The sequence below is a fragment of the Candidatus Accumulibacter necessarius genome (assembly GCF_036625085.1).
The window spans coordinates 304,115-318,750 of the sequence record NZ_JAZKUM010000003.1 but is presented as its reverse complement, the minus strand read 5'-3'; the positions used below and the strand labels follow the sequence as shown (position 1 = coordinate 318,750).

Below are 14,636 nucleotides of genomic sequence, written 5' to 3'. Positions count from 1 at the left end.
GTGTAGCGCGGCCATGCCCCCGCTCCGCCCCCAGAACGCAAAAAAGCCCTGCCCTTCGGCAAGGCTCCTTTTCCGGCGCGAGAACACGGCGCCGAATCAAGCACCTACATCTTCATCTGTTCGACCACCACGGCAACGGTGATCGTCGCCATGACGTCGCTGTGAAGGGCCACTTCCAGTTGGGACTCGCCAATCATCTTGAGCGGACCGGCGGGCATGCGCACGGCCGACTTTTCGACGGTGAAACCGAGTTCTTTCAGACCATCCGCGATATCGAAGTTGGTCACCGAACCAAACAGACGACCATCGACGCCGGCCTTGCGCGCGATCCTGACAACTACACCACCGAGCTTTTCCGCATACGCCTGCGCGGCAGCCAGTTTCTCTGCCGCTGCACCCTCCAGTTCGGCTCGCTTGGCTTCAAATTCCTTCAGCGCAGCTGGCGTTGCCCGCTTTGCTTTACCCTTCGGAATCAGGAAGTTGCGGGCGTAGCCATCCTTCACCTTGAGCAGATCGCCGAGGTTCCCGAGGTTGGCGACCTTTTCCATCAGAATGATTTGCATCGTCGTCTCCTCGCTTACTGGTGATTGTCGGTGTAAGGCAGCAGCGCCAGGAAGCGGGCGCGCTTGATGGCCACCGACAGCATCCGCTGATAGCCGGCCTTGGTGCCAGTCAAGCGAGCCGGCATGATCTTGGCGTTCTCGGCAACGTACTCCTTGAACAGGTCGACATCCTTGTAGTCGATCTCTTCCATCTTCTCGGCAGTGAAGCGGCAGAACTTGCGCCGCTTGAACAGACCACTGCCACGCTTCTTGACATTCTTGTCATCCTTCTTCTTGAAGAACCTTGCCATCTTGATTTCCTTCGACAAATTCGATCGTAGTGATATGCAGTCTCGGCTGCTTGCTGTTCCGGCTCCTGGCGGCAAGAAAGCCGGTTAGTTGCAACACCATTCCCGGACCCGCTGCCTGCAGCCATTGCGCCGTGGAACCCAGGGCAATCGCCTGGATCTCACATTCAACACGGCGTGGACTATCCGCTTCGAGCTGTTCTGACTGGTGCCCGATCAGGCACTCCACCACCGGCACACCGGCCGGCGTAAAGCGTAGCGCCTTGCGCTCGATCAGGGTTCCGGTCAACTCGACGCGATTCAGCAGCGCCTCATCGGTCAGGCGGCTGGCTGCTCGGCAGCTTGCACCGGCGCCTGCTCACGGACTTCCAGCAGCGACTTGGACTTTTCGTCCTTCATCATCGGCGACGGTGTGCTCACCGCCCGCTTGGTCCTGATCGTCAGATGACGAAGGATGGCGTCGTTGAACTTGAAGCCGTGCTCGAGTTCAGTCAGCGTGGGGCCGTCGCACTCGATGTTCATCAGAATGTAGTGTGCCTTGTGCAGCTTCTCGATCGGATAGGCGAGCTGACGGCGCCCCCAGTCTTCAAGGCGGTGAATCTGCCCTGCGCGCGCGACGACGAGCGACTTGTAGCGCTCGACCATTGCCGGGACCTGTTCACTCTGGTCCGGATGGACGATTAGAACGATTTCGTAATGGCGCATGAACACTCCTTATGGATGAAGCCCCCCGCCATGCGAACGGTGGAGCAAGGTGGAAAAAGCCGCCGATTATAACTGGCTATCGATGTTGCGGACAACTTGATTTTGCTTGCCATCTGTCGGGGACAGCCAATCTGTCCCCCTTGTCAGCAGCACGCCGGGCATGCTGGCCACACCGGCGCACCGCCCTGGACCCTCCTCAGTTGAAGATCTTGCGTTGGCGTGCATCCGCGCTGCCGAAGATCTGCGGGCTCTGCGGGTACGAAGCCGACGGCAGATAGCCGGGATTGATCTTGGCGTGCCAATCGGCGTAGGTGGCGTTGGCTGGCAGCGCCTTCAGTGCCTTGAGCGCGTAATACGTAAAGGCACCGCACGGCCGGCCGCCGATTCTCGCGTCGTAACTGAAGTTGTTCGGTCCTTCCTTGCAACCGGCCAGCAACAGGTCGCCAGCCATACGTGAAAGCGCGCTGGCAAAAGGCGACAGTCCCGAAGTAACCTGCACCATCGTCAGCGGCTGGCCGCTGATTCCGCGCGGTAACTGGTCGGCCGGCAGCCAATTGCCCATCGGCATGAAGCGCGGACGCGGTGCATCGTCGGCATCGGGATCAGCGGCGGCAGCCCGCGTCACCGTCCCCGAATGGCAACTGTCGGAAATGAGCACCAGCCGCACGCCTCCCTTGCGCGCGCTGAACAGCGTATTGATCTCGTCGTCGATCAGGGCCCCACCGCCGGTCTGAAGGTCGTACGGACAGAGCGCCTCATCGAGGCCATCGATCTCGTCGCCGTTGGTATCCGGCACGTAGGTACCGTGCCCGGAAAAGGTGATCACCACCAAGTCGCCGCTGACTGCTGCAGCGATCAACGACTGGATGCCGCTGACCATTGCCGCCTTGGTTGCCTGGCTGTCGATCAGCTTGTTGACGGCAAAACCGCGTGTTGCAAGTTCGGCCGCCCAGTCGTTGGCGTCGTTCACGCAGCCGCTCAGATCCATGTGTGTGCCGGGGTAATTGTTGACGCCTATACAAAGTGCGCGTTTGCTCATCTCTGTCTCCTCTGGAGGGATGGTTGATCGGGGCCTGCGATCCTCAGTCTAGCAAGCCGCGGCGGAATAACAAACCTCCTCTGCGACCAACTGACTCAAGACAAGATGGCCGATGGACGCTCTGGCCCTGTCGCACCGCTTCTGACGTTGCTGACGTTGGTGCAGCGCATCCGTCGTCCTCGCCACCACACCCCTGTCGGCATCATTCAGCTTTTTGATTCACCGACATCGGCAAATGGCAAGCTGGTCGCTGGCGAAGCCGATCATGCTGTCGACGCCCGACGGAGACAGCTTCGACGCCAGCCTGAACCTGTCGGAGCCTCGCCGCCACCTGCTCAGTCGAAGGCAAGATCACGGTAATGTATTGCCCGCAGGTATCGCGCCACCTCGTCGATGTCGTCCTGATCCCACCCCAGGGACACGGTCTCCTGCCAGCGGCGAACCTCCGATCGCAGGCTCTTCCAGTCGTTGACCAGTTTCTTGTCGCGCCAATGAACCTCGGCGTCGTGGCAGGAGACGCAGTGCGTTGTGTACAGCAACTCGCCCCGCGTCGCCTCGCGCATCACATCAGCGCCGGCAGCAGGAGGCACGGCAAGGGAGATCAACAAAGCCGAAAACATGAATCCAGGACGCATAACCACTCCTCGTAGGGTTGCCGCTTGTCCGACCCTGATGGCGACCCCCAGGACCCTGTCCTTGTCCTTGAACGTTGAACGCGGCTCTGGCGGCATCGGTATCGACCTCGACGGGCAACGACATCGAGCGGGAAAGGCACTCGAACGGATTTCGCATGGACGCCAATCTCCTTTCCCTTCCGCCGCTTCCTTGCTGCTCTCAGCCTGTAGGGTGGTCGAATCCGCTGCCAGCGCGATCGAAATGTCGGTCGGCAGACATTCCCGTATGGTATGCGAACCTCGGCCGCCGACACGGTCTACATAGTGCCTGCCAGCAAGAAATCAAGGCCTTCCTGTACCGAGAGACCCCCCGGTCAGGCGACCTCGACGCTGGATGGAGGACCTGCGCCGGAACAAGCGTTCCAGCTCCGGAGGGAAGCGCCTGCGAATCTCGTCGCGGACGAAGCTGAAGGCGTGCCGGGCAAAAAGAGCACCCTGACGATGCTTCAGTAGGATATGCTCAGGCGACATTCCCTGCCTGGAGCGCCTGTCAAGGAGAGAACATGGGTCTGAACGCCGTCTATGCCCCTGGCGAGCCATCTCGCAGCCAGATTGATGACATCACCGAGCCGATCGTCGTTGAGTTCGGTGCGCCCTGGTGCGGGCACTGCCTTGCCGCCCAACCCCTGCTGGCGAGCGCCCTGGCAGCCTACCCCGGGGTGCGGCACATCAAGATAGAAGATGGCCCCGGCCGCAGATTGGGTCGTTCGTTCACGGTCAAGCTCTGGCCAACGCTGATCTTCCTGCGCCAAGGGAGCGAAGTTGCACGCTTGGTCCGTCCCACCGATGCAGCGGCGATCGTACAGGCACTGGCCAGCACTGCTCTGACCGACGGGAAGCCGGATTGCGCCGACCATCGCTAGCGGGCGCTCGGAGTTGTGGCGCCCATGCCTCCCTGCCTGCCCTGCCCTGACACCTTTGTCGTGTTGTGGTGAGGCCGCTACACCATGCCAGCCCTGCTCCGTGCGCTACAAGCCGACATCACCACGCTGGCGCTTGACGCCATCGTCAACGCCGCCAACTCGTCGCTGCTCGGCGGGGGCGGCGTTGACGGCGCCATTCACCGCGCGGCCGGCCCCGAGTTGCTGAACGCATGCCGCCGGCTCGGCGGTTGCAGCACCGGCGATGCCAAGCTCACCAGAGGCTATCGCCTGCCCGCCAGGTACATCATTCACACCGTCGGACCAGTATGGTGCGGCGGCGCCCGTGGCGAACCCGAACTGCTGGCCTCGTGCTACCGGCGCTCGATCGAGGTCGCCGCAGCCAATGGCGTGCTCAGCCTGGCATTGCCGAGCATCGGCACGGGCATCTACGGTTACCCGATCGACGAAGCCGCGAAGGTCGCCGTCGCGACGGTTCGTTCGTCGGTGCGGGAGTTCGGCCTGATCAGGGAAGTGGTCTTCTGCTGCTTCTCGCCGCGCGACCTGCAAATCTATGCCGGGCTGCTGGCCGAAACAGCGGCCTGACGTTCAGTGCCGCCGGACACGCCCGGGCCTGTACAAGACACTCAGCAGTTCGCTCCGCCCAGGCAGCGTGCGACGGCGCTCGCCGCCGGTGCCAGCGGACGGCCTTCCGTGGCCCAGGCGCGAATACCATCCCTGACGTTGTAAACCGTCTGGTAACCCGCCTGCCGTGCCAGGAACTGGCTTGCCGCCTTGGTGCGGTTGCCGCTGCGACAGATGACGATCACCGGCTGGTCCGGCGTCGCCACGCCCTGTACCTGCCGCAGCCAAGCGGCTGGATCCGCACGACCCTTCTCGTCGAAGAAGGTGAACAGCCGGCTGCCCGGTACGATTCCGGTCTCCTTCCACTCACCTTCGGTGCGGATGTCGATGATCGGCACCCCGGCGGCGACCAGCCGAGCCAGTTCGGTATTGTCGATATCGACCACCGCGGCACGGACCGGTAGCACCAGAAACAGGGCAACAAGCGAAAGAAGCATTTTGCGAACCATGACCGAGACTCCCGATACACCGAAGCCATCATCTTACAACGACACCCTGCCCAGGGCACCAGCGCCGGGTCTTCCCGCCCTTTCAAGCGTGACGGCTTGCCCCTTGAAACATAAACCTTTTCACTGCTGCAGTGCCGCGCTAGTATGCCCCTTGAACCTTGGGGCCCGCGGCCGTGGCCCGGATTCATCTCGATGAAAGGAACCCTTCGTCTTGAAGCCTACCGATATCGGCGCCCCCGACTATTTCCACAAAGTCGTTGATTGCCAGTGGGCATGCCCGGCCCATACGCCCGTCCCCGAATACATTCGTCTGATCGCCGCCGGCCGCTACAGCGAGGCCTACATGGTCAACTGGGTGTCGAACGTCTTTCCCGGCATCCTCGGACGCACCTGCGACCGACCGTGCGAGCCGGCGTGTCGGCGCAGCCGGGTCGAGGACGAGACGGCCGATGGCCGCGAGCGCCGGGAGCCGGTCGCGATCTGCCGCCTGAAGCGCGTCGCGGCCGACTACAAGCAAGATATCCGGCCGCTGTTGCCACAAGCGGCAGCGCAGAAGAACGGCCGCCGCGTCGCCTGCATTGGTGCCGGGCCTGCCTCGCTGACGGTCGCTCGCGACCTCGCACCGCTTGGCTACGAGGTCGTGATCTACGATGGCGATACCCGCGCCGGCGGCATGATCCGCACCCAGATCCCAAAATTCCGCCTCCCTGAAGAAATCATCGACGAGGAAACGGGCTATGTCCTCGGCCTCGGAGTCGACTTCCGCAGCGGCCAGTACGTCAGTTCGCTCAGGGGTCTGCTTGCCGAGGGCTACGACGCGGTATTCGTCGGTTCCGGCGCGCCGCGCGGTCAGGATCTCGACATCCCTGGACGCAAGGCGGCGGCGAAGTCCATCCATCTCGGAATTGACTGGCTGGCGAGTGTCGCTTTTGGCCACGTAACCTCGATCAGCAAGCGCGTGATCGTTCTCGGCGGCGGCAATACGGCGATGGACTGCTGCCGGTCGGCTCGCCGACTGGGCGGCACCGACGTCAAGGTCATCGTCCGCTCCGGTTTTGAGCAGATGAAAGCCAGCGCCTGGGAAAAGGAGGACGCCATGCACGAGGGCATCCCGATTCTCAACAACCTCGTTCCCAAGGCCTTCACCCACAACGGCGGCCGGCTGACCGGCGTCACCTTCCAGAAGGTGCGCTCGGTCTATGACGAGAACGGCCGCCGCACGCTGGTACCGACCGGCGAGACCGACCCACATTTCGAGTGCGACGTGGTACTGGTCGCCGTCGGGCAGGACAACGCCTTCCCCTGGATCGAGCGCGACATCGGCATCGAGTTCGACAAATGGGGGCTACCGAAGCTCGACGAGCGGACGATGCAGTCCACCCTGCCCAATGTCTTCTTCGGCGGTGACGCGGCCTTCGGGCCGAAGAACATCATCTGGGCGGTCGCCCATGGCCACGATGCAGCGGTTTCGATCGACCGCATGTTGAACGGCGAGGACATCGCCGTCCGACCGCCGCCGATGACGAACCTCATTTCGCAGAAGATGGGCATCCATGCCTGGCGCTATGACAACGCAATCTCGGTCGACCGGCGCCTGCGCGTGCCGCTGCGGGACATCAGTGCCGCACTGAAGAGCATCAAGATCGAGGTCGAGCTGGGTTTTGACCCGCAGCTTGCGTTCAAGGAAGCACAACGCTGCCTGAACTGCGATGTGCAAACGGTGTTCACACCCCGGCTGTGCATCGAGTGCGACGCCTGCATGGACATCTGCCCGATGGACTGCATCAGCTTCACGGCCAACGGTGACGAGGACGAGCTGCGCCCACGGCTGCAGGCGCCGGCGCTCAACCTGGCTCAGGATCTCTACGTCTCGGAGACCCTGAAGACCGGACGGGTGATGGTCAAGGACGAGGACGTCTGCCTGCACTGCGGCCTGTGCGCCGAACGTTGCCCGACCGGGGCATGGGACATGCAGAAGTTCCTGCTCCAGATGACGCACGCCGGTGCGGCCTGCCGAAGCCCCGGTGCAACGGATACCCAGCAAGCCACCGCCTGAGCGAGGAGCCAGAAATGCAGAAGATCGAAGCGGTCAATGATTTCGTCATCAAGTTTGCCAACATCAACGGCTCGGGGTCGGCGTCGGCCAACGAACTGCTGGCGCGCGCCATCCTGCGCATGGGCGTACCGGTTTCGCCACGCAACATCTTTCCGTCGAACATCCAGGGGCTGCCGACCTGGTTCGAGGTGCGCGTCACCGAGCACGGCTACCTCGGTCGCCGTGGCGGCGTGGACCTGATGGTGGCGATGAACCCGCAGAGCTGGGATCAGGACGTACGCGAGATCGATCCTGGCGGCTACCTGTTCTACGACAGCTCCAAGCCGCTGCCGCGCGCGAAGTTCCGCAGTGACATCCACGTCCTCGGCATGCCGCTCACCGAGATCTGCAACGACCACTACAGCGACTCGCGCCAGCGCCAGTTGTTCAAGAACATCATCTACATCGGCGCCCTGACGACGCTGCTCGACATCGACCCGGCCGAGATCGAAAAGCTCTTCGGTGAGCAGTACAAGGGCAAGGAAAAACTGTTCGACTCCAACGTCCAGGCGCTCAATCTCGGCCGCGATTACGCGCGCGACAATCTCAAGCCGATCGCGCTCAAGGTCGAACGCCGCGACCGGGTCGGCGACCGCATCTTCGTCGACGGCAACAGCGCCGCTGCACTCGGCTGCGTCTATGGCGGCGCGACGGTCTGCGCCTGGTACCCGATCACCCCGTCGTCGTCGGTGGCCGAGGCGTTTCAGCGCTACACGCAAAAGCTGCGCGTCGACCCGGCCACCGGCAGCCATCGCTACGCCATCGTTCAGGCCGAAGACGAACTGGCCTCGATCGGCATGGTGATCGGCGCAGGCTGGAACGGTGCACGCGCTTTCACCGCCACCTCTGGCCCGGGTATCTCGCTGATGTCGGAGTTCATCGGCCTGGCCTATTTTGCCGAGATCCCGGCGGTGCTGATCAACGTCCAGCGCGGCGGACCATCCACCGGCATGCCGACGCGCACGCAACAGGCGGATGTACTCGCCTGCGCCTACGCCTCGCACGGCGATACCAAGCACGTGCTGCTGTTTCCCGAAGACCCTTATGAGTGCTTCGAGATGTCGGCGCAGGCGCTCGACCTTGCCGAACGGCTGCAGACGCCGGTCTTCGTCATGACCGACCTCGATATCGGCATGAACCAGCGGCTGTGCCGCCCCTTCGCGTGGGACGACAGCCGGCAATACGACCGCGGCAAGGTGATGACCCGCGAGGCGCTCGACGGCGGCGCCGATTTCGGCCGCTACCTCGACGTCGACGGCGACGGCATCCCCTACCGCACCTACCCCGGCACGCACCCGACCAGAGGTGGCTATTTCACCCGTGGCACGAGCAAGAACGCCTACGCCGGTTACTCCGAGGCCGGTTCCGACTACATCTACAACATGCAGCGGTTACGGCGGAAGTTTGAAACGGCCAAGACGCTGGTGCCAATGCCGGTGCTCTCGGCGGCGAAGTACCCGGCTCGTTTCGCCGCCATTTTCTACGGCTCTACGGCTCCGGCAATGCACGAAGCGCTCGACGCGCTGGCTGAACAGGGAATCTACATCAACGCGCTGCGCGTGCGCGCCTTCCCGTTCCAGGACGAGATCGCCGACTTCATCGCCTCGCACTCGAAGGTCTTTGTGCTTGAACAGAACTTCGACGCGCAACTGACGACGCTGCTGGTCAACGAAGCCCACGTCAGCCCGGCCAGCCTGGTGCCGGTGCTGCATTACGACGGCACGCCGATCACCGCACGCTTCATCACCCAGGAGATCGCCGAGCGCGTCGCCAGGCTCAACGTGCGCCCTCTCCGCGAAAACATGGTGGCCTGAGATGACCTACCTCGCCAAACCCAAGCTGCACCATCCCTCCCTCGCCAAGAACCGCGTCGGCTACACCCGCCGTGACTACGAAGGCCGGATCTCGACCCTCTGCGCTGGCTGCGGCCACGACTCGATCTCGGCAGCGATCATCCAGGCCTGCTGGGAACTCGACATCGAGCCACACCGCGTCGCCAAACTGTCAGGTATCGGCTGCTCGTCGAAAACGCCCGATTACTTTCTCGGCAACTCGCACGGTTTCAACACCGTGCATGGCCGCATGCCGTCGGTCCTCACCGGTGCCTATCTCGCCAACCGCGAGCTGATCTACCTTGGCGTTTCCGGCGACGGTGACTCGGCGTCGATCGGTCTCGGCCAGTTCGCGCACGTCATGCGCCGCGGCGTGAACATGACCTACCTGGTCGAGAACAACGGCGTGTACGGATTGACCAAGGGCCAGTTCTCGGCCACCGCCGACAAAGGCTCGAAGTCCAAGAAGGGGCAGACCAACAACGACGCGCCGATCGATCTGGTCAGCCTGGCGCTACTGATGGGCGCGACCTTCGTCGCCCGCGGCTTCTCCGGCGACAAGACGCAACTGGTGCCGCTGATCCGCGCCGCTCTGGCGCATCAGGGCGCGGCGGTGATCGATATCCTCTCGCCGTGCATCGCCTTCAACAACCACGCCGGCAGCACCAAGAGCTACGACTACGTGCGCGAGCACAACGAGGCGGTCAACCGCCTGGATTTCTTCCCGCAGCGCGACGAGATCACCGCCGAGTACGGCGCCGGCGAATTGATCGAAGTGCGGCAGCATGACGGCTCGCTGGTTCGCCTGCGCAAGCTGCATGCCGACTATGACCCGACCGACCGCATCCGGGCGATGAGTTACGTCCAGGAACACGCCGCGCGTGGCGAAGTAGTCACCGGCTTGCTCTATGTGGATGCGGACGCCTGTGATCTGCACGAGCAACTCGACACCGTCGCACAGCCCCTGAACACGCTCGGCGCCGCCGAACTCTGCCCCGGATCAACGGCCCTCGAGAAGATCAACGCGGCGCTGCGCTGATGTCGTCTGGCGCCGCCGCAGCCCGCCGGCGTCATCGCAGGCGGTAGAGCAACCGCAACCGCAGACAGCCCCGAACAGGGGGCGAAGGAGCCCCGACCAGGGGGGCGAAAGGCTCTCGCCCGCCACCCCCGATCGGCCTACTCGTGTTGCAGAACGGCGGGCAGGACCGTCTTGGCCATGCGCTTGGCGAAGTAGTAGATGCGCTTCTGCTTCTCGATCAGGTCGACTTCCAGGACGTAGGCGGGAATGCGGTTGGGCTCCTCGGCGATCAGGCGACGTGCCTCGTGTGCGGCTGCCGAGTCGGCAATGCTGTTGATCTCGTCCTTCATTCCGACGACCGCCTGCGCTGAGCGCTGGTTGCGCTGACCAACCGCCTGCACGGCCGCCGCAACCGCCCTGGTGATCGCCTGCTGAAAGCCGTTGAGCACCTGCTGCGTGGTTTCACTGACCGCTACCTTGTCCTTGATGCGGTCGTGGCCAAGCACGACCAGGTTGGTCTCGACGATGTCGCCGATATTCTCCAGGTTGCTGACCGCCTCCATCAACTGCAGCAGTTCCCGGCTCTGCTCCCCGCTCAGCTGCTGTTTGCTGATCTTGCCCAGGTAGTCGATGATTCCCGCATGCAGGATGTCGACCGTGTCGTCCATCATGCGGATTTCTTCGAGCGCCTGCCGGTCACCCTTGATGATCGCCGGCATGATGCCTTTCAACATCGCATTGACCGTCTCGCCCATGTGCATCACTTCCATGCGCACCTGGTCGAGCGCCAGCGACGGCGTGCTCAACAACTCTTCATGCAGGAACTTGGTGCGCACGATGATCGCTTCCTCCTCGAGGGGCTTGTCGGGCACCAGCCATTCGACGAGGCGTGCGATCTGGGTGGTGAACCAGATAAAGATCAGCGTGTTGGCAATATTGAAGAAGGTGTGTGCGTTGGCGATCTGGCGTGGCGTCTCGGCGGCGAGACGCGCTGTGCCGGTGAGATCCGGGTAGGACGGCGAGATACTGGTCACCAGAGCGGCGATGAAGCCGATGAAGGGCAGCCAGATCAGCACGCCGCAGACATTGAACAAGAGGTGCACGATCGCCGCACGCACCGCCTCGCGCGGCTTGCCGATCACCGCCAGCAGCGCCGTCGCGCAGGTGCCGATGTTGGCGCCGAAAGCCAGCGCGATACCTGCCTGCAGGCTGATGAAACCCTGGCTGGCCATGACGATGACGATCCCGGTCGACGCCGATGAGGACTGGATCAGCGCCGTGAAGGCCGTGGCAATCAGTACGCCGACGAGTGGATTGTCCATCGTCCGCATCAGGTCGAGAAAGGGCTGGTAGCTGCGCAACGGCTCCATCGCCTCGCTCATCACGTGCATGCCGAAGAAGACCATGCCGAGGCCCATCAGCATGCCGCCGTAGTGCTTTGTGTTGTCGTTCTTGGCGAGGAACAGCATGGCGAAGCCGACGGCGATCATCCCCAGCGCCGCCTTGGTGATCTTGAAGGCGACGATCTGGGCGGTGATCGTGGTGCCGATGTTGGCGCCCATGATCACCCCGACCGACTGCGACAGCGACATCAGCCCGGCCGAGATGAAGCCGACGACCAGCACGGTGGTCACCGACGACGACTGGATCACCGCCGTCACCAGCGCGCCGGTGCCGACGCCCATGAAGCGGTTGACGGTCAGCGTGGCGAGGATGCCCTTCATGCGCTCGCCGGCGACGGCCTTGAGGCCCTCCTCCATCTGCATCATGCCGAAAAGGAAGATGGCCAGGCCGCCGAGCAGCTCGACGGTCATCATCAGCCAGTCGGGCCCGGCTTCGTCCACCTGTGCGGCCAGCGCCGGCCAGGCGAGCAGGAAGAAAGTGGCTCCGATGCCACACAGCGCGAGCGGCAGACCCACACGATTGACGAAATTCAGATGCATTTTGTGCATGCTTCTCACCTCCGGTCGTTGCGACTCAATATTTCTTATGTTCCTTGACGATGGTCACCGGCAGCCTGGCGAGGCCGACCACCTGCTCGGCCACCGAACCGAGCAGCAGGTGCCGCAGGCCGGTCGTCCCCTTGCTGCCCATGACCACCATGCAGGCCTTCTGCTTCTCCGCCACCTGCAGGATTCGCGTCACGGGGATGCCCTTGACCATTAGTAGTTCCGGCTTGTGCAAGGCCTCCCGCTCGGGATGCCGCTTCGCCACCCCGGCCAGGAACTCGTCGAGCATTTCGCCGGCAACGTCCTCCATCCGGGTCAGCGTCTTCTTGCGCGCCATGCGCGCGTAGTAGCCGGGCATGTTCAGCGGATCGTGCACCACGTGCAGGATCACCAGCCGTGTCCCCAGGCCGGCGGCCAAGTCACTGGCCAGCAGCAGGGCGGCCTCGGAATAGTCAGAGAAATCAACGGGAACCAGAATCGGCCCCCGGACCGCGGCGTGCAGCTTGGCGTCGCCTTGTTTCTGTTCAGCCATGGGCAATCACTCCTCTCATGAAAAAACGAGCCTGTCAGGCACCGCTCGAAAGACCAGCCGGCCGCGGCCAGCCTGGGCAGGACAATTCACTGAAGACATTCATTCAGAGGCTCAATGGGCGGAACCTTGACTTGCATCAATCGAAAGATACAATAAATTCTCGCTGCATACATGGTCTTTTTCCCTGTTGTGATCCCTCAGCGCCGCGCGCATCGCCAACGGACGCGGACCTGGCCAGCTGGTTCGCAAGCGCGGGCGCCGGCAGAGAGCCCCCGATGATCCATCGGCCCTTGTTTCCGTGCGGCATTGCGCCTATCCTTGCGTGTTGCACGTTCCGGTGTCGTTTTTGGCCGCCGAGCGTCCTTTAGCCGGGTTTTTGCTGCGATCTGCTGCCAGAACGCGGCAGCATCTCTGCAACAACACTTCCTGAGGCGGGGGCATTTCATGGAATGGTTAGGCGTGTCGTCAATCGACTGGGAGCTGGTGGTCCGTATCGTGATCCAGTGCTGCCTGTTCTCCATGTCGGCCTTTTTTTCCGGGTCTGAAACAGCCCTGTTTTCGCTCAGCCGGATCGATCTCCAGAAGCTGCGCAATTCTCGCAATCCTCACTCCGAGAGCATTCACGCCATGCTCGACGAGCCACGGCGACTGATCGTCTCGCTGCTCTGTGGCAACGAGCTGGTGAACATCGCCGCCGCCGCCAACATGACCATGATCCTGGTGACGGCCTTCGGCGAGGCGGATGCCGGCTGGATCAACGTTCTGGTGATGGTGCCACTGCTGCTGCTGTTCGGCGAAGTAACGCCCAAGACGATCGCGGTCAACTTTCCGACCAAGTTTGCAACGCTGCTCTCGGCCCGCTTCCTGCCCAAGTGGATTTTCATCGTCACCCCCCTGCGCAACGTCGTGCGCATGGTCGCCGACCGGGTCACGACCTTTGTCGTCGGCGAGCACGTCGGGCGTGAGAACATCCTCAAGGCCGACGAACTGCGGACACTGATGGCCGACAGCGAGGAAACCGGCGTCATCCAGGCCTCGGAGCGGGTGCTGATCGACAAGGTGCTCGAAGCCGCCGAAACCGACGTCGCGCGGATCATGACGCCGGGTCCACGCATCCGCTTCCTCGACGGTGACCTGCCGGTCGAGGAGCTGATCGAGCGCTTTCGCAGCTATCGTCACCCGCGCGTTCCCGTGTACCGCGGCCACTGGGATAACGTCATCGGCTTCCTGCATGCCGAGGATCTGCTGCGCCGGGTGCGCGCCGATGGTGGCCGATCGGCGATCCAGCTCAGGGAAATCCTCAAGCCGGCGCACTTCGTGCCGCCGACCAAGAAGGTCGACGAAATGCTGGAGTACTTCCAGCGCTTCAACACCCGCGCCGCGGTGGTCATCGGCGAGTACGGCGAGGTGCTCGGCATCGTCACCATCAAGGATGTGCTGAGTTTCATCTTCGGTGAAATCTCGGGCAAGATGCGCGGCCAGGAGTACTTCCAGGAGGAAGACAACGACAGCTTCACCGTCCCCGGCTACATGCGCCTGGCGGACCTGCGCACGCTGACCAATTTCGATATTGAAGACCCGCTGATGAACACCATCGGCGGCGTAACGCTGGTGCTCTTCGGCCGCTTGCCGCGCGTCGGCGAGAAGGTCTTCTACGCCGACTACGAGATCACCGTCAAGGAAGTCAGCGGCATGCGCATCACCAAGGTGCGCGTCTCGCGCGGCCGCACCCCCGATGAGCCGGAGGAAACGCCGGACGAGCCACTGGAGATGGAGAGCCTGGCAGCTGAGCCGGTAGCGGAAGGTCTGCTGGCTGGCGTGCCGGTAGACCAGGAGCAGGAAACCCTGGACGAATACGAAAGCGAGCCGCTGAATGAACCGACTGAGGCTGAGGCTGAGGCTGAGGCTGAGGCTGAGGCTGAGGCTGAGGCCTGAGGCTGAGGCTGACCGAGGCTGAGGCGAGGCGCCGCGGAGCACGAGGCAGAGAG

The 14,636-nt window shown here is 63.0% G+C and carries 15 protein-coding genes; 6 read left to right on the top strand and 9 right to left on the bottom strand.

Features of this window, described 5'->3' with window-relative positions; genetic code table 11:
• Positions 1-104 precede the first annotated feature (104 nt).
• The 6 genes from rplI to V5B44_RS09605 all read right to left on the bottom strand — a co-directional run bounded on the left by rplI (position 105) and on the right by V5B44_RS09605 (position 3,229).
• Entirely contained in the window at positions 105-563 is a 459-nt protein-coding gene (gene rplI / locus V5B44_RS09630; protein WP_332358843.1) for a 50S ribosomal protein L9, read from the bottom strand.
• Positions 564-577: 14 nt separating this feature from the next.
• Positions 578-853: a 30S ribosomal protein S18 gene (gene rpsR / locus V5B44_RS09625; RefSeq protein WP_015766743.1), complete on the bottom strand. Its 276-nt coding sequence runs from the start codon at positions 851-853 to the stop codon at positions 578-580.
• Positions 825-1,139, bottom strand: coding sequence for a primosomal replication protein N (priB, locus tag V5B44_RS09620; protein ID WP_332358842.1), 315 nt, complete (start codon positions 1,137-1,139; stop codon positions 825-827). Before priB ends, rpsR begins: the two co-directional genes overlap by 29 nt.
• Before the next feature lie 29 nt (positions 1,140-1,168).
• On the bottom strand, positions 1,169-1,555 hold the full coding sequence (gene rpsF, locus V5B44_RS09615) for a 30S ribosomal protein S6 (RefSeq protein WP_332358841.1): 387 nt from the start codon (positions 1,553-1,555) through the stop codon (positions 1,169-1,171).
• Between the two features lie 196 nt (positions 1,556-1,751).
• The gene (locus tag V5B44_RS09610) at positions 1,752-2,594 is read right to left on the bottom strand and encodes a caspase family protein (protein ID WP_332358840.1); all 843 of its coding nucleotides are present in this window, start codon (positions 2,592-2,594) and stop codon (positions 1,752-1,754) included.
• Positions 2,595-2,929: 335 nt separating this feature from the next.
• Positions 2,930-3,229: a hypothetical protein gene (locus V5B44_RS09605; RefSeq protein ID WP_332358839.1), complete on the bottom strand. Its 300-nt coding sequence runs from the start codon at positions 3,227-3,229 to the stop codon at positions 2,930-2,932.
• Between the two features lie 542 nt (positions 3,230-3,771).
• Here V5B44_RS09605 and V5B44_RS09600 point away from each other — a divergent pair.
• Positions 3,772-4,131: a thioredoxin family protein gene (locus tag V5B44_RS09600; RefSeq protein ID WP_332358838.1), complete on the top strand. Its 360-nt coding sequence runs from the start codon at positions 3,772-3,774 to the stop codon at positions 4,129-4,131.
• Between the two features lie 84 nt (positions 4,132-4,215).
• Positions 4,216-4,734 carry an O-acetyl-ADP-ribose deacetylase gene (locus V5B44_RS09595; protein ID WP_332358837.1) on the top strand — a complete coding sequence of 173 codons (519 nt, stop codon included), beginning with the start codon at positions 4,216-4,218 and terminating at the stop codon, positions 4,732-4,734.
• A gap of 41 nt (positions 4,735-4,775) precedes the next feature.
• Here the strand turns inward: V5B44_RS09595 and V5B44_RS09590 are convergent, their stop codons facing one another.
• On the bottom strand, positions 4,776-5,222 hold the full coding sequence (locus tag V5B44_RS09590; RefSeq protein WP_332358836.1) for a rhodanese-like domain-containing protein: 447 nt from the start codon (positions 5,220-5,222) through the stop codon (positions 4,776-4,778).
• Positions 5,223-5,433: 211 nt separating this feature from the next.
• Here V5B44_RS09590 and V5B44_RS09585 point away from each other — a divergent pair, with 211 nt between their 5' ends.
• The 3 genes from V5B44_RS09585 to V5B44_RS09575 are packed head-to-tail and all read left to right on the top strand — an operon-like array spanning position 5,434 to position 10,188.
• On the top strand, positions 5,434-7,278 hold the full coding sequence (locus tag V5B44_RS09585; RefSeq protein ID WP_332358835.1) for an FAD-dependent oxidoreductase: 1,845 nt from the start codon (positions 5,434-5,436) through the stop codon (positions 7,276-7,278).
• A 14-nt stretch (positions 7,279-7,292) separates the two neighbouring features.
• On the top strand, positions 7,293-9,131 hold the full coding sequence (locus tag V5B44_RS09580; protein ID WP_332358834.1) for a 2-oxoacid:acceptor oxidoreductase subunit alpha: 1,839 nt from the start codon (positions 7,293-7,295) through the stop codon (positions 9,129-9,131).
• A 1-nt stretch (position 9,132) separates the two neighbouring features.
• Positions 9,133-10,188: a 2-oxoacid:ferredoxin oxidoreductase subunit beta gene (locus V5B44_RS09575; protein WP_332358833.1), complete on the top strand. Its 1,056-nt coding sequence runs from the start codon at positions 9,133-9,135 to the stop codon at positions 10,186-10,188.
• 137 nt (positions 10,189-10,325) lie between these two features.
• Here V5B44_RS09575 and V5B44_RS09570 read toward each other — a convergent pair whose 3' ends face one another.
• On the bottom strand, positions 10,326-12,119 hold the full coding sequence (locus V5B44_RS09570) for a Na/Pi cotransporter family protein (RefSeq protein WP_332358832.1): 1,794 nt from the start codon (positions 12,117-12,119) through the stop codon (positions 10,326-10,328).
• A gap of 25 nt (positions 12,120-12,144) precedes the next feature.
• The gene (locus V5B44_RS09565) at positions 12,145-12,648 is read right to left on the bottom strand and encodes a universal stress protein (protein ID WP_332358831.1); all 504 of its coding nucleotides are present in this window, start codon (positions 12,646-12,648) and stop codon (positions 12,145-12,147) included.
• A gap of 459 nt (positions 12,649-13,107) precedes the next feature.
• Between V5B44_RS09565 and V5B44_RS09560 the strand changes: the two genes are divergently transcribed.
• Complete coding sequence (locus V5B44_RS09560) at positions 13,108-14,583, top strand: hemolysin family protein (protein WP_332358830.1); 1,476 nt, start codon at positions 13,108-13,110, stop codon at positions 14,581-14,583.
• Positions 14,584-14,636: the final 53 nt, after the last annotated feature.